The sequence below is a fragment of the Leptospira harrisiae genome (genome assembly GCF_002811945.1).
GTDB lineage: Bacteria > Spirochaetota > Leptospiria > Leptospirales > Leptospiraceae > Leptospira_A > Leptospira_A harrisiae.
In genome coordinates this window covers 1,480,684-1,499,767 of record NZ_NPDX01000001.1, presented here as the reverse complement: position 1 = coordinate 1,499,767, position 19,084 = coordinate 1,480,684, and the positions used below count along the sequence as shown (strand labels likewise).

Genomic DNA, 19,084 nt, shown 5'->3' with positions numbered 1-19,084 from the left:
CACAAAGGAGAAACTATGGGCGCGACCGTCATTGTTGTATTTTTGGTCATTGTTTATATCATCAAAAAAACAATCATCATTGTTCCAGAACAAAGTGTTTATGTTAAAGAAAGATTAGGTGTATTGAACGGGGTTTTAAAATCGGGATTTTATTTTATGATCCCTTTTGTAGACCAAATTCGATACCGTCAAAACCTAAAGGAACAAACCATCGATATCGATCCACAAGTTTGTATCACAAGGGATAACGTATCCGTTGAAGTGGATGGAGTCTTATACCTAAAAGTCATCGATGGAGAAAAAGCATCTTACGGAATTGATAACTTTATGTTGGCAACGACCCAGCTTGCCCAAACCACTCTTCGCTCTGAAATCGGAAAATTAATTTTTGATAACTTACTTTCAGAAAGAGATGAAATCAATGGCCGAGTGGTTTCCAATATTGATAGGGCTACCGATCCCTGGGGAATCAAAGTCACAAGGTACGAAATTCGTAATATCACTCCGCCTAAACAAATTTTACTCGAGATGGAAAACCAAATGAAATCCGAAAGGGAAAGACGAGCCGAGATCACCATCTCCCAAGGAGAAAAGGAAGCTCGCGTGAACCATTCTGTGGGAGAAAGACAAGAATCGATTAACATTTCCGAAGGGGAAAAAATCCGGTTGGTGAATGAAGCCGATGGACGTGCCCAAGAGATCACACTCATTTCCAATGCAACAGCAAAAGGTTTACAACTGATCTCGGAAGCCATTAGCAAAAAAGGTGGAAAGGAAGCTGTTAGCCTACAGATCACCCAAGAATATTTGGATGCACTTGGTCAAATTCTGAAAACATCGAAAACGACTGTGGTTCCCGAAACTTTAGCAAACATTGGTGGAGTGTTTGAAGGACTTTCCAAAATCACCACAAAAATCCCACAGGTAGGAGAATAGTATGGAATTTGCATATTTAGGTTTTTGGTCGGTCATTGCCATTTATTTGATTTATAAAATCTTCCGTTGCATCCGCATCATTCCAGCGCAGGATGTTTTAATTGTGGAACGACTGGGAAAATATTCTCGGAGTTTACGAGCAGGATTTCATATCCTCATTCCTTTTATTGATCGTGATGCTTATTACCATACTCTCAAAGAACAGTCCATCGATGTACAACCACAAATTTGTATCACACATGACAACGTACAGGTGAAGGTAGATGGAGTGATTTATTTAAAAATCATTGATCCCGTTCGTGCTTCTTACGGAATCGAAGATTTCCAATTTGCAGCGATCCAACTCGCACAAACTACGATGCGTTCTGTCATCGGAACAATGGAACTAGACAAAACCATTGGTGAAAAAGATCTTATCAACTCGACCATTGTTGCTGCCATCGACCAAGCATCGGAACCATGGGGGATCAAAGTGAATCGTTACGAAATTCTGAATATTGTTCCACCAAAATCAGTCCTTGATGCGATGGAAAAAGAAAAGAAAGCGCAGATCGCCAAACGTTCGCAGGTGCTTCTTTCCGAAGGGGAAAGAGATTCACGAATCAACCGCTCCCTCGGTTTTAAAGAAGAAGCCGTGAACAAATCCGAAGGGGAAAAACAAAGAAGGATCAACTCTGCCGAAGGGAAAGCAACAGAAATTGAAGCCCTTGCTGTCGCTACGGCCAAAGGAATTGAATCCATCGCCGGTGCTATCTCCGACCAAGGAGGAGCTTCTGCGATCAAACTCCAAATCACAAAAGCCTTCATCCACAACTTTCTAAATGTTGCCAAAGAGAATACAGAAATCCTCATCCCTGCGGATGTGATGAATTTACCAAATCTCATTGCCAACCTTACCGAAGGGAAAAAACCAAAAGCATAATAGGACATTCCTAGAATGCAAAAAAGGTAGATTAACATTTGTCATCCGGTGGGTCTTCCACCGGATTTTCTCTAAACAATCGAAAACTTGGTTTGGCCATTGCTTGGGCAGCAAGGGAAACAAGAAGTGCTTCGTTATCGTCTGGCCCAATGCGATTGGCATGGATGACCCCACAACCTTTGCAGCGATGTAAAATCACCCATTCCCCTTTTCTGACCCAAATGGAAATTGCTTCCATCTTACTTCCACAAATGGCAGCTCGGTCGCCAGGAGAATTGTCAAGATGCAAACTCGTTAAACAATTAGGACAATGGTTTCTTTGATCGGTTCCAAAACCCGGTGGGAAAACCATTTCTTTGCATTCTACACAACGAAATTCATCTACATCAGAACGGAATCGATGTGATTTTGTTTTGGGTTTTTGCGATGAAAAGTCCTCGTCTTCATCATCAAAACGTTTCTTCTTAGAGATCTTTTGAAATTTAGATAGATCGGATTCACGTACCATATCCAGTTTTTGCGGCAAAACAAAAAGAGGAAACCAAAACAGTGGATGAGAGGAATAGACCGCCTGTGCGAAGATAGCCGCCTCCTAATTGAATTTAGGCGGGGTATCCAAAACAAGTTCACCGTTTTGGCGGTCTACACAATGGCTAGAGTTAACATAGGATACAGTTTGAAAGAGAAAGGATCGTTGTCAAGGAGAATCAGTTTTCAATTTTTTACAAAGGAAATAACAATTCTGACCTTCTGGGTAATTGGGGATCATTCCCACTTCTTCGTAACCCAATTTTGTGTAAAATTTTGGGGCTTGGAACCCAAAAGAATAACCAAATACCAAAGTGGCCCCTAGAGTTTTGGCCTCTTCTTCGATTTGAATGAGTAATTTCGTTCCTAAATCCATTCCCCTTTTTTCTTCTGCGACCCATAGAAGTTGGAGGTTCAGTCCTTTAAAAAATAGATAACAAAGAGAGGCAGCAACTAAAGTCTCTCCTTCCTTTATAAGGATGGCAAAAAATTCTTTTTTTTCGAGGTTTGAATCACCTAACTTGGAAATGCTGAATTCGTGCAATAAGTTCCAGAGTTCGGATTGTAAATCATCTGATGGATTGATGATCCGTTCTAATGTATATGGTGATTCAAAATTCATACATGGTTAGGTCATTTGGAAAGGTTTAATACTTATAAAAATGCTGGGCCACCAAGTCTTTCCATAGGATCAACAATTTGAGTGATTTGAACTCCATAGTAATCATCCAAAATGATGAGTTTTCCTCGGCCAACAAGTTTGCCATTTGCCAAAATATCGAGTTCTTCCCCAATATTTTTATCTAACTCCACGACAGTTCCTTCTGTGAGTTGGAGGACATCTTTGATGAACATCGTAGTTCGTCCCAGTTCAATCGTGAGTTGGAGGGTTACATCTAAAAGTAAATTGAGATTGGCAGTATTATTTCCAGCACTGGATTGGGACTTAGCACCGGCCCTTGTGGGACTTGGAGTCGCACTTGGTCCAAGTGCTGCGGCAATGTCTGCAAAAGAGGGTCCATTATCATCTCCCCCGCCGCCACCGACCAGGGCATCTAAATCATCAAGACCACCTCCCCCTCCGGAACCACCAGCAGCAGGAGCATTTCCTCCTCCACTAAATCCGCCGAGCAGAGCATCTATGTCTTCTTGTGATAGTGAACCTTCACCCATATCTTTGCAACCTCTCCAATCTATTCGTCGGTGGAAATCAAAATCCTTCCTTGAAAAAAAAGGCAAAGTTCCGCATTTTGTTCCTTATGTCCAATTCCCCGTCCCATCTGGATTATTTCAAAGCCAAGGAACTCTTTGCCTCCGAACTAAAAAACGCCAACTACCAGTTTGTTCAGGAAAAAGAAGAAACGATCTTTCGGTTTCGTACAGAAAATGCGAGTAAAGACCGAATCTTGGACTGTTTTGGAATTGTGAGAAATTATATCGAAAATTTTCGCATTTATAATTTTGAAGAAGGATACATCAGCATCCAAACGCTGAACGAAAATCTATTTGAACCGCAAAAAAACCTCTCTGGAAAATTTCGAATTCGATTTTCATTCAAATCAGATTTAAAAGTTGAATGTTCCAAACATGGGGATTTTTCCACCAAGGAAATCCAAACCTGCGTCAGCCTCTTTCATTTTTTAAAAACAGAAGGAGCCGAAGCCAGGGATCCAAGAATCCTCCTCCACCAACTCGGCGCTGAAGTGTACGACCCGCACCTAGAAAAAGCCAAAGGAAATGAGTTGGGGTTTGATTCGGTATTTGGGTATGAGGGAGTGAAAGCACAAATTTTAGAGAGTTTGGTATTTCCCGTTTTGAAACCAGAGCCATTTTTTGAAATCACCAAACTAACAAGAAAAAAACCAGCTCCAAATCTCCCTCGTGCGGTCCTTTTTGAAGGAGAACCAGGAGTGGGAAAAACGAGTATGGCAAAAATTGTTTCCCATCTTTGTGGGGTACCAATGGTTTATGTACCTATCGAATCCATATTAAGCAAATACTATGGTGAGTCTTCCCAGAATCTCGCCATGGTTTTTGATGCTGCTGCGCTTTTTCCAAAATGTATGCTTTTTTTGGATGAAATTGATTCCCTTGCTACTTCTAGAGAGGACGGCTTATTTGAAGCTACAAGGAATCTACTCAGTGTGCTCCTAAGAAAACTGGACGGGTTTGCTGAACGGAGCGGAACCATCACCATTGGTGCGACCAATAGAAAATCAGATCTGGATTCCGCCCTTTTGTCCCGTTTTGACAGAAAGATCTATTTTCCATTACCGAACAAGGAAGAACGCAGCAAAATTTTGGAAGGTTATGCCAAACAACTGAAGCCAAACGAACGCCAAAAATTGGCAGAGATCCTTGATGGTGCTTCCGGAAGGAATTTAAAGGATTATTGTGACTATGTAGAACGTAGATGGATCACCCAAAACTGGGAAAAAGAGGACTTTTTGTCCGCTCCCGAAATTTCATTTTATTTGGACTCCTTCTCAGATTTTGGATGGAAACGCTAAAAAGTAAGAGTTTCGGCTTCAATCTTCTAGGTGAAATACCGATAATTTTTACAGGATAGTTGTTTACGACCATTGGTCGTTCCTTGGTATCCTCAAATTAACCTTTTAGGAAGATTCGGACATGAAAATAAAATTAATACTCCCCATCCTTTTGCTCAACTTTGGGGTTTTCGCTCAAACTGGTAGCTCGGAAACAGGTTCTACTTCAGCAGGAATTGACCCAACACAATCCGGTAAATCCATCACTGAGACAGAAAAAGAACTAGATGATAATATTTCTGAAGTGAACAAACGACTACGTTTGCACACAGTTTTATTTAAAATGAAAGTAAGAACTCTCCCACACCGCACTGTCCTTTACAAAGGAAAACCTAGTGCTGATGGAGAAAGATGTGAAGCAACAGACAAACAAGAAGCACAAGATAACACTTGTTTGCATTTAGAAGTGTTTGACTTTGTAGGAAGTGAAGATGGACGTTCAGGAAGAAACTTGGGAGCAAAATTCAAAAAGATGGAACTCTTTTTTGAAGGAGCAAACAACGCTGATCCTGATCCGCGAAAAGAACAACCTCGTAACCTTACAAAAGTAAGAACTTATATTTATCAAAACAATTTTGTTTTAGAAGATAAAATCATTTCTGTGATTGCAGATGTTGCACCTAACGGAACACCAGCACATAATGATAAAATTGAACTCTTCTACCAACATGATGATTATCCTGTTTGGGGAACTCCAGAAACTCCTTCTGAAAAAGGTGTTGGTAAATACATTCTTGCAAACGTAGAGAATACAAAAACAAACCCAATTCGAAATAATTTCAAAAAACAATTCTACTTTAAGAACTTGGACTACTTCGACAAATTGTTTACAAAACTTTTCGATTATAACGATCGAGATTCCAATAAACATTATAAGAAAAACGTTGAAGCATTGAAAAGTTCTTTAAAATACTAAGAACAACAGGTTCTTAATTGAATCTCGTTAAACAATGTCCGAATTGTTCCACGATGTTAAGGTTCCCTGCCACACAGGGAACCATTTTGGTTCAATGTCCAGTTTGTTCTCATCGTTTTACTTTTGTTCCCGATTTAAACTCTTCGGATGATTTTGAATCAACGGAACAGATCCCCTCTTTTCAATTCAAACCATCATTTCAAAGTTATAAAGAACTTATCCTTGATTTGCTTTATGCACCTATTGATTACTTAAAATCAAAACAAGGACCCAAAAAAAGGGAATTTCATATTATCCCCATCTTATTATTTGCAATTCTACTTTTGTATTTTTGGAAGTGGTCATCCATTCCAGAAACGCCAGAGCATGATTCAGTAAAAGAAGGACAATTCCAAAATCCGAGTATAGAACCTGAACCAGAACAAAATCAGATAGAACCAGAAGAAGATTTACAACCAGGAACGAAACCTAGTTACGAGATTTAAACTTTGAATTGGATTCTTATATATCAAAAGGAACTAATTCATAACCATTCAGTAAACCTAACAGGTGAACGACATACACATATACGATCGATCTTAAAAAAAGAAAAAGATGAAACAATCCAAGTGGTAGTCCCTTTTTCCGGAAATTATTTATTTAAAATTACTTCCATTTCTGAATCGGAAACAAGATTAGAAATATCTAATTCGATTCCTGATATTTTAAAACCACTTGCTATCCAGACTTTCTTTTCTTTGCCAAGACCTCAGACTGGAAAAAAAATTTTACACTTAAGTGGAGCCTACGGAGTAACATCTGTCTTTTTTTATGCAACCGAATCAAAAAATAAAGAATATTGGACCTCTCCAGTTTATACCAAGGATTCAATTTCATATTTAGAAACAGGATTAAGCCAAACAGGAAATAACAAACTTCCTAATTTACATTTATCCCAATCAGAACCTTGGAAACCATTTCTAAAATCTTGGAAGGGAACAGTTCTCATTTTGGATCGAGAGGGAGAGTTTTTTTCCAATAATGCGCCTGAGATTCAAAAATCTTGGGATGACCTACTTTTTGTGTTTGGACCGGAATCCGGTTGGAAACCAGGCGATATCTTGTTTTTTAAAGAATGTGAATTTAAATTACTCAGTCTTGGGAAAATCAATCTGCGAACAGAATTCGCATATTCTGCATTATTACACCAATTGTTTTCGATTAGAAACTAATTCCGCCTGAAACTAAAAATCGAATTTCATCAATGCTAACAAAAGATTTTTCGCTACTATCTAAATAGTACTTACGATAGTTTTGTAAACGTAAAACAATCGGTCCAAATGATTTCGAAATTTCAGCGGCAGCTTGTGTATTATTGTCTAACTCAAAAGCCTTCCCTTGTGACTCATACCCTTTTTTTGTATAATAAAAAGACATTAAAAATGAAGATCCAAGTGGGATATAAGCGGCAGCAAACACACGTTTGTTTCCTTTTAATCCATAATCTTCCACAGCAAATTCAAACCCAAGGTGATAAAAATTAATATAAATTGTATGATAATAACCAGTAACTTTGGCATTGGATTGGTTATCTAAATAATCGTATTTGGGACGAAGGGGTGCAGAAACAGGAAATTTTTGAAATCGTTCTACTTCATAAAAACTATCAAAGTACATTGGTGCATAGTTTGCCGTCATTTGACGAAACTCAGGTTTTAAAATGACATTTAGATCTTTTGTACCTAAACGAAAAACACTTCCATAATGTGTTCCTTGAGCTCCATCGAGACCTTTGATTTTATTAAAATCTAAATAAGGTGTAAATTCTACAAATGGAAGATTTAAGAGCCGGTATTCAATATCCATTCCTTCCACTGAAGCACGAGTCACTTGGGTTGTTTTTGGATTGTCTAAGTTCTTTTCTGTAACAGGTGATCCATTGGTATTATAAGACATTTGGACAGGGGCAGCTCGGTCCCAAGCCCTCGTATAACCAATCGTCAAACGGTTGTACCATGGATCGTTATCAACAAGTTCCATCCGAGAGTCTTTATTATAAGGTCGAATTTCCTTTTTTCTAACCTCTTCTGCTTTTTTGGCCTTGGATTCTTCTGAACCGGCTTCTTCTTCTACACTCAATCTCCCCGATTCATCGAGTACATTTCCTCGTAAGTTCATGAGGTATACTAAATCAGAGGATTTATCAAATAGCGAAATAAGTGATTTACCAATGGCAAGGGGTTTGATATAAACCCGAGCAGCGTTCACTTCAAAATTAACAACTGAGTTAGCAAAATACTGTACGCCCACATAATCAGTATTTAAATCTGCCATTACACCTGGGTTATAAGAATCAAACCGTGAGGAACTTTGGTATTTATTTACAATCGTTCCATGGCCAATATATCCATCTACCATCTTACCTGTGTAAGCGGAATAAGTTATCTTCCCTGGGATTTGTTGGTTGTATGTTCCGTAGGATATATAATTCAGAACCCTAGAATAATCATTTTTGCTATTGTAATCCATCTCTCGGATTTTTCCGGCCTTACTATCCAATTGGAGTGGATCTTTGTCGACCGCCAGTGCATTGATGGGAAGAGAAAAGGAATACCCGAAATTACTTCCATGGTTGTAAGTGAAATTGGGTGAAAAATAACCGTAATAGTCCTTTTGGAAACTAGAAGCACCTGCATCAAATTGTAAGGCGGATGCCCGTCTGGACTCTGTTCCTGTGGGAACCCAAACCTGCGCTTCCAATGGGAGGAAAACAGTCAGGAAAAGGAAAACCAAAACTGGGGTCAGAAGATACTTCATCACGATACGATCATTATCGTAAGGTTTTGGGCTGAAAATAAGAAATAATCTACCCGGACTCAATCCAATAAAGTGAACTGAGAATCCGTTTTATTGGATTTTTTCTTGACAATTCGAAAAGAGGAGACGAGGATGACAAGACCATCGGGGGAATTTATGCCACGTAATTTTAAACCAGAAACCATCGCACTCCACGGAGGACAAGAGCCGGATCCGACGACTACGTCGAGAGCTGTTCCTTTGTACCAAACCACTTCTTATGTATTTAAAGATACTGACCATGCCGCACGACTATTCGGCTTACAAGAGTTTGGAAATATTTACACAAGGCTCATGAACCCAACCACAGATGTTTTAGAAAAACGTGTGGCAGCATTGGAAGGTGGTGTGGCAGCTCTCGCAACAGCATCTGGCCAAAGTGCAGAAATGTTAGCACTCCTCAATATTGTAGAAGCAGGTCAAGAGATTGTAGCCTCTTCCTCACTTTACGGTGGAACTTACAACCTTCTACATTATACATTTCCAAAACTGGGTATCAAAGTTCACTTTGTTGACCAATCCGATCCTGAAAATTTCCGCAAAGCTTCCAATGAAAAGACAAGAGCTTTTTATGCGGAAACTTTAGGAAATCCAAAACTTGATACACTTGATATTTCTGCAGTGAGTAAAGTTGCAAAAGAAGTAGGTGTTCCTCTAGTGATTGATAACACTATGCCTTCTCCTTATTTAGTGAACCCAATCAAACATGGTGCTGACATTGTTGTTCACTCACTCACTAAATTTTTAGGTGGTCATGGAACTTCTATTGGAGGGATCATCATAGATGCTGGTTCCTTTAACTGGGGAAACGGAAAGTTCAAAAACTTTACTGAACCAGACCCATCTTACCATGGGTTGAAATTTTGGGAAGTGTTCGGAAAATTCGAACCATTTGGTGGAGTGAATATTGCATTTATCTTAAAGGCCCGAGTCCAAGGACTCAGAGATCTTGGCCCTGCGATTTCTCCTTTCAACGCTTGGCAAATTTTACAAGGTGTGGAAACACTCCCCCTTCGTATGGAACGTCATTCAAGCAATGCCCTAAAAGTAGCGGAGTTTTTACAAAAACATCCTAAAATTGAATGGGTCAACTACCCAGGTCTTCCAACAGGAAAAGACTTTGCTACCGCTAAAAAGTACCATGAACGTGGACTCTTCGGTGCGATCGTAGGATTTGAAATCAAAGGTGGTGTGGAAAAAGCCAAAAAATTTATTGATGGACTTGAGTTATTCAGTTTACTCGCTAACATCGGTGATGCGAAGTCTCTTGCCATTCACCCAGCTTCCACAACTCACCAACAGTTGACAGGACCTGAACAAATTTCCGCAGGAGTCACTCCGGGGTTTGTTCGTTTGAGCGTTGGTCTTGAAAACATTGATGACATTCTGGTAGACTTGGAAGAGGCATTAAAAAATATCTGATTAAGACTATGCCTACCTCCGAAAAGAACGAGTTTTCCCACGGATCCGTAGGTGTAGTATACACTCAGGTCATTCAATTTGACACTTTGACTTTAGAGGGGGGTGAAACCATCACTCCTCTCGAAATTGCCTATGAAACTTACGGCACATTAAACGATAAAAAAGACAATGCCATCTTAGTCTGCCATGCTCTCTCCGGTGATGCTCATGCTGCCGGTTTTCATGAGGGAGACAAACGTCCCGGTTACTGGGATTATTACATAGGCCCAGGCAAAGCCTTTGATACAAATCGTTACTTTATCATTTCCTCCAACGTGATTGGTGGTTGTAAGGGTTCTAGTGGACCACTTACAGTAAATGGAAAAACAGGTAAACCTTTCCAATCGACTTTTCCTTTTGTCTCCATTGGAGATATGGTAAACGCACAAGAAAAATTAATCAGTCATTTTGGAATTCATAAATTATTTGCTGTTGCCGGTGGTTCTATGGGTGGGATGCAAGCCTTACAATGGTCAGTCGCTTATCCAGACCGACTTAAAAATTGTATTGTGATGGCATCTTCTTCCGAACACTCTGCACAACAAATTGCTTTTAATGAAGTGGGAAGACAAGCCATCCTGTCTGATCCCAACTGGAACCAAGGTTTGTATACCCAAGAAAATAGACCATCAAAAGGGTTAGCACTGGCACGGATGATGGGACACATCACATATTTAAGTGATGAGATGATGCGTGAAAAATTTGGTCGAAAACCACCCAAAGGAAATATCCAATCCACCGACTTCGCTGTGGGTAGTTATCTTATCTACCAAGGGGAATCCTTTGTGGATCGGTTTGATGCAAACTCATATATTTACGTTACAAAGGCACTTGACCATTTTAGTTTAGGAACCGGGAAAGACCTAACAAAAGTTTTAGCAAAAGTTAGGTGTCGTTTTCTAGTTGTGGCTTATACATCAGATTGGCTCTATCCGCCTTACCAATCAGAAGAAATTGTGAAGTCGCTAGAAGTCAATGCAGTTCCTGTTAGTTTTGTGGAACTCAACAATCCTGCCGGACATGATAGTTTTTTATTACCCAGTGAACAACAAGATTCCATTCTTCGGGATTTTTTAAGCTCAACAGACGAAGGAGTTTTCCTTTGAACATCCATACAAATGAAACCTTGGGATTGGATTTAAAAAACAGGCCTGATATCTCTTACATTGCCAATCTTGTCAAACCCGGAGAAAGAGTATTAGACCTTGGCTGTGGGTATGGAGAACTCATGTTAATCCTAAAAAACAAAGGGGTTCGTGTCCAAGGGATCGAAAAAGATGATAAATGTATCATACAATGTGTAAAAAAAAGCTTATATGTCCATCATGGTGATATTGATGACGGCCTAAAACACCACTTAGATCATAGCTTTGATTTTGTTATCCTCAACCAAACCATACAACAGACGTTAAACCCTGGTGAAATCATTAAAGAATGTTTACGAATTGGCAAACAGGTGATCATTGTATTTCCTAACTTTTCGCATTGGCAAATTCGCTCTTCCATCTTACTTAGCGGTAAAACTCCCGTGACCGAACTTATGCCTTTCCACTGGTATGATACACCTAACTTACATTATTTATCTGGAAAGGATTTTGAAGATTTTTGCGATTTTGAAAGGATCAAGGTTTTGCACCGAGCTTTTTTTAACAGGACGAGACAAATCAAACTATTCCCTAATTTGTTTGCGACTCTTGCTCTGTTTGTGATTCGGGCTTAAAAAATAAATTGCACTTCTTCGGCTCGGTGAAGGTTTTTAAATTGCAAGTTAGGGACTCGGTAGGTATACTATCCCCGCCCTATTCGAACTGGGTGGGGTTATCCACCCGCCACCCAATGAGGCCTGTTTATCACATTCCATTTAAAAAGAAAAGACTCTTACCAAAAGTTTGAATTTTATACTTAAAAAGTTCATAGTTATACAAAAGCCCGGCAATCACTCCGGGCTTTTAGCTGTACGACGATCATTCAATCACTATAGATATCGATAAGATTCAAAAAACCTTTAGGTGAATCCAGATATTTTAGCAAAAGAAATTGGAAAGATTTTTGGTCAAAAATAAAATATTTTCTAAAGTATCCAAGGAGAATCGACCAACGAACCATCACCTAACATTATACAGCCTATCCAAAAAATCCTAAACTAGATATTCAAATAAATTTTCATCTTGGTTCACCAAAGTAAAGTTAAGGTGAAAGGAATCCATTCTCTCGAGTAAACCCTTGAAATCATCTTTAGATTTTAGCTCAATACCAATAAGGGCAGGCCCCGATTCTTTATTGTTTTTCTGTATGAATTCAAATCGAACAATATCATCGTTCGGGCCGAGGATTTCGTTTACAAACTGTTTCAAAGCTCCGGGTCTCTGTGCAAAACGTACGATAAAATAATGTTTTAAACCCTCAAAAAGGAGCGACCTTTCTTTGATTTCTTGCATTCGATCGATATCGTTATTTCCACCACTAAGGACGCAGACTACTTTTTTCCCACGAATTTGATCTGCATACAAATCCAATGCAGAAATACTCAATGCTCCTGCGGGTTCTGCAACAATGGCATCTTCATTGTATAATTTCAAAATAGTGGAACAAACCTTACCTTCTTTTACAAGTAACGTATCAGAAAGGACTTCCTTACAGATAGGAAAGGTAAGTTCTCCTATCTTTTTCACCGCAGCTCCATCTACAAATTTATCAATTTTTTTAAGGGAAACGGGCCTTCCCTCTTTCAGTGCTTCTGTCATGGAAGGGGCACCAAAAGGTTCGACACCAATGATTTTCGTATTTGGAGATTTTTCTTTAAAATAACTACCAATTCCAGCACAGAGCCCGCCACCACCAATGGGAACAAACACATAATCGATGTCAGATTCTTCGTCTAAAATTTCTTTGGCAACAGTACCTTGACCTTCCATAATTTTGACATGATCAAAAGGTGGTACAAATACTTTGTTATGAGTTTTGGCATATTCCAAAGCGAAGGTCTGGCATTCATCAAACGTATCACCTACTAACACAATTTCGATCCAATTGCCACCAAACATTTTTACTTGGTTGATTTTTTGTTTAGGAGTGATGGCTGGCATATAAATCACTCCAGAGAGGTTTAATGTTTTGCAAGAATAAGCTACCCCTTGCGCATGATTTCCTGCACTTGCACAAACAACTCCTTGCGCTCTTTCTTCTATGGTTAAACTTTGAATTAAGTTGTAAGCACCCCGGATTTTATAGGATCTTACAATTTGTAAATCTTCTCGTTTGATATAAATTTGGGCTTTAAAATTTTCAGATAGTTTTGAATGGAATTGAAGTGGAGTTTTCAAAACGATTGATTGGATCGCTTCGTAGGCAGAATCAATATCTAATTTCATAGAGTGTACTCACTATTTCAAATAAATAGAATGTTTCGTTTTCGGAGAATGAATTTATCTTTTTAAGTAAAAAAAGGAAAATGATCAAAGAAAAGAGGAAGGTTCAAATTTAGAGGGAATTTCAAAAAAGAAAATCGAGAAACCAAAGACGGGGCCCCAACCACCCTGCCCGGCCTTTAGTTTCTCTTATCCTATTACTGGAGCAATCTCATCACTGACTGAGACTTCATGTTTGCTTGCGCAAGCATTGATGTAGCAGCCTGAGTTAAGATTTGGTATCTTGTGAAACTGGTCATTTGTTCAGCCATGTCAGTATCACGGATACGAGACTCAGATGCTTGTGTGTTTTCATAAGCATTCATAAGTCCTTTCGCAGCATGCTCCATACGGTTGTAATAAGCACCAAGGTCAGCTCTTTGTTTAGAGATCACTCTTAGGGCATCATCACAAAGTCCGATCACGGAGTTTGCTTTACCTGCAGTCGAAAGAGAGATGAAAGTAAGAACCGTAGGGTTTCTTAATCCCAATGCAGCAGTGTTCATTGTTTCAATGTACACGCGCTCTCTTTGGTGCATGTTAGCTCCAATATGGAACCACATACTAGCAGTTGGGTTGAGACGAGCAAATGCTCCTGTAAGCAGTTTCATTTTGTTGAATTCTGCTTGAGAAGCAATACGATCGATCTCGTCCACTAGCTGTGAAACCTCGACTTGGATCTGTTGTCTATCTTCTTCCGAGTAGATACCGTTCGCAGCTTGCACCGCGAGTACACGAACACGTTGAACGATTTCGTGTGTTTCTTGAAGATATCCTTCCGCCGTTTGAATGAGGGACATACCATCTTCAGTATTCTGTTCTGCACGTCGAAGACCAGCAATCTGAGTTCTCATTTTCTCAGACACTGCAAGTCCAGATGCGTCATCTCCGGCTTTGTTAATACGCATACCAGAAGACAACTTTTCGATATCTTTGCTCAGGTTCGCGTCGTTAGACTTCAAAGTTCTGTGTGCAAAGATCGCACTTACGTTGTGGTTGATAATCATCCGGGTTCCTCCTTGAATCCGTTCCCTCGCCACTTAAGTTTTCACTAAAGTCCGAGAAATTGATGAATTTTCGAAGAGGCCATCCTTGGCCCTTTCAAGATAAGGATCGGTCATTCCGCTAGGGAGGATAATAGGGAAAATGAAATAAAAATTGAATAAAAATAGAACTTCCCCTTTTCTAAAATATGTCCTGGAAATTCTATGGAGTTGGATTTAAAGAAAAGGCAGGCCTGATTCAGTGTTAGAGACAATATATTTAGCGAACCCCCGTGGATTTTGTGCTGGAGTGAAATATGCCATTTCCTATGTGGAAACCGCATTTCAAGAAAACCCTGAAACCCCTCTTTATGTTCGTAAAGAAATCGTCCATAACCAAAGGGTTGTGGAGGAAATGAAGAAAAAGGGAATCCGGTTTATCGATGAACTAAAAGAAGTTCCTGATGGCGCCACAGTTGTGTTTTCCGCACATGGAGTATCGCCTGAAGTTGTGAAAGAAGCCACCGAACGCAAAATGAAAATTGGAGATGCTACCTGCCCCCTCGTCACAAGGGTTCATAAAAAAGCGCGGAATATCAAAGATACCCATCAAATCATCTACATCGGCCATAGAGGCCACGATGAAGCCATTGGGACAATGGGAGAAGCACATATGTATCTTGTGGAATCACCTGAAGACGTGGAAAACCTTAAAGGCAAAATTTCAAAAGATAAACCTTTAACCTATTTGATGCAAACCACCCTCTCCGTTGCCGATACAAAAAATATTGTCAAAAAAATTGAAGAAGTTTTCCCTTATGTTGAACATCCGCAAAAGGATGATATTTGTTATGCGACAACAGAGCGACAAGAAGCAGTTCGATCCATGTTAGAATCTGTCGATGCAATGCTCGTGATTGGTGCCGAAAATTCTTCGAATTCAGTTCGTTTATGCCAATTGGCCAAAAAAACAAGGCCAGCGAGTTTCCAAATCTCTAAAAAAGAAGATGTAGATCCAAACCATATCAAAACATCAGGGATAAGAACCCTTGGCATTACTGCAGGTGCCTCAAGCCCGCAAGTTCTTGTGGACGAAATAGTAGGAGAGATTTTAAGACATTTTCCCGAAGCTAAGGTTTCCCTTTTTCCAGAAAGCAGGGAAGATACAATGAGTTTTAAGCTTCCGAAAGAGTTACTCAAACAGTATTAGTATGGATCCATGGTCATTATTCAAAGCTTCGATTGAAGGCAATGAAATGGGTACTGCGATCATTGCTATCGATAAATTTAAAAAAAGCTTCGAATATCTATTAAAAAATTCAAAATTTGAATCCTTACAATTAGAATTTAACATAAACAATTTTTTAATTAACAAAATCAATAATAATGATTTTTCTACAGAATTATTATATATCGATAATGGAACAATTTTAGAAATTTCTTTTGGACTATTTGTTTTCCCTTATGGAGAACCGAATAAAGATTATTCGCAATTCTTTATTAAAGATATCACCACAAAACGAAGACAAGAAGAAGAAATTGCATGGCGATTACGATTTGAACTAGGAGTTGCTTCATCAATTCAAATCTTGATTCAACAACCATCTGTCAGAGAAGGATTACCTAGCGCCCTTTATCAATTGTTAAACTTTACTGAAATGGATTCTGTTTTTTTTCTGAAATATGAACCAGTAGAAAATAAAGATAGGTTTAAACTTTGGGCGAACGAGCGTAAAACAACTAAATACCCTCTTTTGCCTGTTCAGTTCTACAAAGAGGACTGGTATGAATTAGGACTTGGACGCTGGCTTCATAAATTAAAAAAAGGAAGCACAATCCATTTAAGCGCAAATAAAGCTTTTCGAAGGGAAAAATGGTTTTTTGACGAAACGAAAGCAGAAACAATCTTACTTATTTCCGTTCGATTTGAAAATCAGTTTTTGGGCGTGATGGGGTTTTTCAAATACAAACAGAATTCCCCAATTGAACTCGAAAACCTACTCATTTACCAGACTGTGAGCCGATGGATGGGACTTTTTGTACAAAGAGACATGGACCTGACCGAATTAAATCGATACAAGTCCACATTGGAATCCTTAGTTTTAGAAAGAACGGTCGCCCTTACCAAAACAAAAGAAGAATTGGAACGTGCCTACCGAGCCAAAACAGAATTTTTAGCTCACATGAGTCACGAACTGAGAACCCCATTGAATTCCATTATTGGATTTTCAAAACTCATTCAATTGCCAGAGACAGACGAAACAGGTAAAGAATATTTAAACTATATTTATACCGGTGGGACAAGGCTTCTCAATATGATCAATGAAATCCTAAATTTGATGAAAATCGAATCTGGACAAATTATGGTCCAATTAACAACGTTTAAACCGGAAGATATATGTCGCCAAACCTTGGAGCTTATTCAACCGCAAGCAAAGGCAAAGGGGATGGAGATTCGATTCCGGCCAGCAAAATTTTCCAATAATCTAACTTCGGATTCAGGCAAAATCCAACAGATCCTACTAAATCTACTCGCAAATGCGATTAAGTACGCAAACAATCCACACATTGAAATGGATTGCGAATGGGTTGAGGGCCATTTAGAGATATCGGTCCAAGATTTTGGACCAGGAATCTCTGAAAATGATCAAAATCGTATATTCCATACCTTCACCCGGTTAAACGACGATGGAAACATTGAAGGAACTGGTCTTGGTCTCTCAATTTCCCAGGGATTGGCACAACGCCTTGGCGGATCGCTCGAACTCAATTCCCAATTAGGACAAGGCTCTATTTTTAAACTTAGGTTACCTGAAATAATAAAATAAAGGAATTGAACCTAATAGAATTATACCGTATGATTTCCGATAATCTATATGGTGGAATCGAACGTAAATCAAAGTCTATCCGCAAATCACCAGTTCAAGGAACAATTAAGACGTCCCAAAGAACCAATCCTAATCATTGAAGATAAAAAGGAAAACCAAGTCCTTTTGGAGGGTATTTGCAAAAGGATCGGTATAGAAGCCTATGTGGCTGAAGATGGAAAGGTTGCCCTCGAGATGGCGGCAAAACGTCCATATAGCCTGTATTTGGTGGATTTGATGATGCCGGTTTTAGATGGAAAATCATTCATCCAAGAACAGAAAAAATTAGAACCAAACGCCGTTTTTATCATCCAAACCGCCATAGACCAAATCGATGAAATCATCGATATCATGAAAATGGGTGTTTACGATTATCTTTTAAAGCCCCTCCATGTCGAAATTGTTGCCGATCGTTTAGAAAAAGCATTAGAATACGTCTACTTAAAGAGAATGGAATCACTTCTCATTGATGAGGAATCAAAAGAATTAAAAAGCCAATTGGAATGGCTAAACTACAAAGAAACACATAGAAAAACAAATGAAATCAATTCAGAACTTCATTCGATTCAAAATTTAAAAACAACATTAATGCAAGGTTCGGGACTTGGGGCCATGTCAACTATCATAGCCTCTATCCAACAAATGAAAACTGACTTGGGAAAAGAATACTCGATCAACAAAGAATTTTGGGATCTTCTTTATGAAAACCACGAACACAATAATGCAATGATGAGTGGATTAGACCGCGCAGTAGAAATCGTTCAGAATAAAGTTAAATTGGTTAAAACCAAAAGTGATAGCCTGCTCAGTTTACTACCTTCCCTAGTCGAAACTTTTCGGGATCAAATTACTGAACGTGAGTTAAAGGTAAACTTACCCGTTATAAAACAATCGGTTATCCTTGATCTGGATTTAGATGCAATAAAAGCCGCTATTTATGAATTAATTACAAATGGTCTTAAATATTCCAAAAGGAAATCTCACTTTGATATTTTTGTTACCTTTGTTGATGGATATTTCTGCCTTTCCGCAAAAAACAATATCATCAATGATGAATATGCAAAACAATTAACCCAGTTTGAAAATAAACTAAAAGAACCTTTTTTTCGAATTCATCCACCAGTGGAGAGTTTTTTCTCTAAAGAAAAATTCAGTTTAGGTTTAGGATTAACAATGGTTGATTATATTCTCCACAGACACAATGGAATGTTTTTCATTAGAAATGCGACCGACCATACTACGCAAGTGAAAACAGATTGCATCATTGCAGAAATATTTTTGCCAATCCAAAACGAGAAATAAGGAAACAAAACATGAATAGAAAGATATTGATCATCGATGACTCTGCGGTATTTCGTAAGATTATCTCCGTACATCTAAAGAATGCAAACTTTGATCTCATTGAAGCTGGTGATGGATTAGAAGGTTTAAAACAATTAGAAACTAACGAAGTCGATTTAATCGTTTCGGATATGAATATGCCAAATATGGATGGGATCAGCTTTATTAAAAAGGTGAAAGACAATCCTAAATACAAATTCACTCCGATCATCATGTTAACGACAGAGTCTCAACCTGAAAAAAAACAACAAGGTATTGATGCTGGCGCCAAGGCTTGGTTAACAAAACCTTTTTCTCCAGAAGAACTGTTAGATACCATTGCAAAACTAGTTACATAAT

The 19,084-nt window shown here is 38.8% G+C and carries 19 protein-coding genes; 13 read left to right on the top strand and 6 right to left on the bottom strand.

All coding sequences use genetic code 11. The features are described 5' to 3' along the window. Positions 1-15: 15 nt before the first annotated feature. Together CH364_RS06900 and CH364_RS06895 are read left to right on the top strand one after the other, a co-directional pair. A complete protein-coding gene (locus tag CH364_RS06900; protein ID WP_004789303.1) occupies positions 16-936 on the top strand; it encodes an SPFH domain-containing protein in 921 nt (306 codons plus the stop codon). A 1-nt stretch (position 937) separates the two neighbouring features. After that, positions 938-1,858, top strand: coding sequence for an SPFH domain-containing protein (locus CH364_RS06895; RefSeq protein ID WP_100742819.1), 921 nt, complete (start codon positions 938-940; stop codon positions 1,856-1,858). A 31-nt stretch (positions 1,859-1,889) separates the two neighbouring features. On the opposite strand, the gene CH364_RS06890 is transcribed toward CH364_RS06895, so the two are convergent. From CH364_RS06890 to fliN, 3 genes are all read right to left on the bottom strand, one after another. Beyond that, a complete protein-coding gene (locus CH364_RS06890; RefSeq protein WP_100742818.1) occupies positions 1,890-2,366 on the bottom strand; it encodes an RNHCP domain-containing protein in 477 nt (158 codons plus the stop codon). Between the two features lie 189 nt (positions 2,367-2,555). Beyond that, positions 2,556-3,008 (bottom strand): GNAT family N-acetyltransferase, encoded by a 453-nt coding sequence (locus CH364_RS06885; RefSeq protein WP_100742817.1) that lies wholly within the window; start codon positions 3,006-3,008, stop codon positions 2,556-2,558. Between the two features lie 32 nt (positions 3,009-3,040). Continuing rightward, positions 3,041-3,559, bottom strand: coding sequence for a flagellar motor switch protein FliN (gene fliN, locus CH364_RS06880; protein ID WP_100742816.1), 519 nt, complete (start codon positions 3,557-3,559; stop codon positions 3,041-3,043). Positions 3,560-3,645: 86 nt separating this feature from the next. On the opposite strand from fliN, the gene CH364_RS06875 reads away from it, so the two are divergent. From CH364_RS06875 to CH364_RS06860, 4 genes are all read left to right on the top strand, one after another. Further along, the gene (locus CH364_RS06875; RefSeq protein ID WP_207762244.1) at positions 3,646-4,896 is read left to right on the top strand and encodes an AAA family ATPase; all 1,251 of its coding nucleotides are present in this window, start codon (positions 3,646-3,648) and stop codon (positions 4,894-4,896) included. 121 nt (positions 4,897-5,017) lie between these two features. Then, positions 5,018-5,851, top strand: a complete 834-nt coding sequence (gene fcpB, locus CH364_RS06870; RefSeq protein WP_100742815.1) for a flagellar-coiling protein FcpB — start codon at positions 5,018-5,020, stop codon at positions 5,849-5,851. A gap of 53 nt (positions 5,852-5,904) precedes the next feature. Next, positions 5,905-6,336 carry a hypothetical protein gene (locus tag CH364_RS06865; protein WP_100742814.1) on the top strand — a complete coding sequence of 144 codons (432 nt, stop codon included), beginning with the start codon at positions 5,905-5,907 and terminating at the stop codon, positions 6,334-6,336. Positions 6,337-6,339: 3 nt separating this feature from the next. Then, the gene (locus CH364_RS06860; protein ID WP_100742813.1) at positions 6,340-7,062 is read left to right on the top strand and encodes an RsmE family RNA methyltransferase; all 723 of its coding nucleotides are present in this window, start codon (positions 6,340-6,342) and stop codon (positions 7,060-7,062) included. On the opposite strand, the gene CH364_RS06855 is transcribed toward CH364_RS06860, so the two are convergent. Beyond that, positions 7,052-8,647, bottom strand: coding sequence for a hypothetical protein (locus CH364_RS06855; protein WP_100743455.1), 1,596 nt, complete (start codon positions 8,645-8,647; stop codon positions 7,052-7,054). The two genes, CH364_RS06860 and CH364_RS06855, sit on opposite strands and share 11 nt — an antisense overlap. 156 nt (positions 8,648-8,803) lie before the next feature. On the opposite strand from CH364_RS06855, the gene CH364_RS06850 reads away from it, so the two are divergent. From CH364_RS06850 to metW, 3 genes are read left to right on the top strand one after another with little or no spacing between them, the layout of a single operon-like run. Beyond that, complete coding sequence (locus tag CH364_RS06850) at positions 8,804-10,108, top strand: O-acetylhomoserine aminocarboxypropyltransferase/cysteine synthase family protein (protein ID WP_100742812.1); 1,305 nt, start codon at positions 8,804-8,806, stop codon at positions 10,106-10,108. A gap of 8 nt (positions 10,109-10,116) precedes the next feature. Next, complete coding sequence (metX, locus tag CH364_RS06845) at positions 10,117-11,253, top strand: homoserine O-acetyltransferase MetX (RefSeq protein ID WP_100742811.1); 1,137 nt, start codon at positions 10,117-10,119, stop codon at positions 11,251-11,253. After that, a complete protein-coding gene (gene metW, locus CH364_RS06840; protein ID WP_100742810.1) occupies positions 11,250-11,867 on the top strand; it encodes a methionine biosynthesis protein MetW in 618 nt (205 codons plus the stop codon). The genes metX and metW overlap by 4 nt, the downstream gene beginning before the upstream one ends. Positions 11,868-12,285: 418 nt before the next feature. Here metW and ilvA read toward each other — a convergent pair whose 3' ends face one another. Together ilvA and CH364_RS06830 are read right to left on the bottom strand one after the other, a co-directional pair. After that, positions 12,286-13,518: a threonine ammonia-lyase IlvA gene (gene ilvA, locus CH364_RS06835; RefSeq protein WP_100742809.1), complete on the bottom strand. Its 1,233-nt coding sequence runs from the start codon at positions 13,516-13,518 to the stop codon at positions 12,286-12,288. Positions 13,519-13,712: 194 nt separating this feature from the next. Next, positions 13,713-14,561, bottom strand: coding sequence for a flagellin N-terminal helical domain-containing protein (locus tag CH364_RS06830; protein WP_002974229.1), 849 nt, complete (start codon positions 14,559-14,561; stop codon positions 13,713-13,715). A gap of 238 nt (positions 14,562-14,799) precedes the next feature. Between CH364_RS06830 and ispH the strand changes: the two genes are divergently transcribed. Genes ispH through CH364_RS06810 form a run of 4 tightly spaced genes read left to right on the top strand, consistent with a single transcriptional unit; the run spans position 14,800 to position 19,083 of the window. Beyond that, on the top strand, positions 14,800-15,747 hold the full coding sequence (gene ispH, locus CH364_RS06825) for a 4-hydroxy-3-methylbut-2-enyl diphosphate reductase (protein WP_100742808.1): 948 nt from the start codon (positions 14,800-14,802) through the stop codon (positions 15,745-15,747). Position 15,748: 1 nt separating this feature from the next. Further along, positions 15,749-17,365 carry a sensor histidine kinase gene (locus CH364_RS06820; protein WP_243401273.1) on the top strand — a complete coding sequence of 539 codons (1,617 nt, stop codon included), beginning with the start codon at positions 15,749-15,751 and terminating at the stop codon, positions 17,363-17,365. Positions 17,366-17,413: 48 nt separating this feature from the next. Next, a complete protein-coding gene (locus CH364_RS06815) occupies positions 17,414-18,706 on the top strand; it encodes a response regulator (protein WP_100742806.1) in 1,293 nt (430 codons plus the stop codon). A gap of 11 nt (positions 18,707-18,717) precedes the next feature. Further along, complete coding sequence (locus CH364_RS06810; RefSeq protein ID WP_100742805.1) at positions 18,718-19,083, top strand: response regulator; 366 nt, start codon at positions 18,718-18,720, stop codon at positions 19,081-19,083. Position 19,084 lies beyond the last annotated feature (1 nt).

Coding starts and splice junctions, on each gene's coding strand:
- CH364_RS06850 (WP_100742812.1), top strand. CDS start 8,804: ATGCCACGTAATTTTAAACCAGAAACCATCGCACTCCACGGAGGACAA.
- fliN (WP_100742816.1), bottom strand. CDS start 3,559: ATGGGTGAAGGTTCACTATCACAAGAAGACATAGATGCTCTGCTCGGC.
- CH364_RS06820 (WP_243401273.1), top strand. CDS start 15,749: ATGGATCCATGGTCATTATTCAAAGCTTCGATTGAAGGCAATGAAATG.
- fcpB (WP_100742815.1), top strand. CDS start 5,018: ATGAAAATAAAATTAATACTCCCCATCCTTTTGCTCAACTTTGGGGTT.
- ilvA (WP_100742809.1), bottom strand. CDS start 13,518: ATGAAATTAGATATTGATTCTGCCTACGAAGCGATCCAATCAATCGTT.
- CH364_RS06895 (WP_100742819.1), top strand. CDS start 938: ATGGAATTTGCATATTTAGGTTTTTGGTCGGTCATTGCCATTTATTTG.
- CH364_RS06890 (WP_100742818.1), bottom strand. CDS start 2,366: ATGGTACGTGAATCCGATCTATCTAAATTTCAAAAGATCTCTAAGAAG.
- CH364_RS06815 (WP_100742806.1), top strand. CDS start 17,414: ATGGTGGAATCGAACGTAAATCAAAGTCTATCCGCAAATCACCAGTTC.
- CH364_RS06865 (WP_100742814.1), top strand. CDS start 5,905: ATGTTAAGGTTCCCTGCCACACAGGGAACCATTTTGGTTCAATGTCCA.
- CH364_RS06810 (WP_100742805.1), top strand. CDS start 18,718: ATGAATAGAAAGATATTGATCATCGATGACTCTGCGGTATTTCGTAAG.
- metX (WP_100742811.1), top strand. CDS start 10,117: ATGCCTACCTCCGAAAAGAACGAGTTTTCCCACGGATCCGTAGGTGTA.
- CH364_RS06875 (WP_207762244.1), top strand. CDS start 3,646: ATGTCCAATTCCCCGTCCCATCTGGATTATTTCAAAGCCAAGGAACTC.
- CH364_RS06830 (WP_002974229.1), bottom strand. CDS start 14,561: ATGATTATCAACCACAACGTAAGTGCGATCTTTGCACACAGAACTTTG.
- CH364_RS06885 (WP_100742817.1), bottom strand. CDS start 3,008: ATGAATTTTGAATCACCATATACATTAGAACGGATCATCAATCCATCA.
- CH364_RS06855 (WP_100743455.1), bottom strand. CDS start 8,647: ATGAAGTATCTTCTGACCCCAGTTTTGGTTTTCCTTTTCCTGACTGTT.
- CH364_RS06900 (WP_004789303.1), top strand. CDS start 16: ATGGGCGCGACCGTCATTGTTGTATTTTTGGTCATTGTTTATATCATC.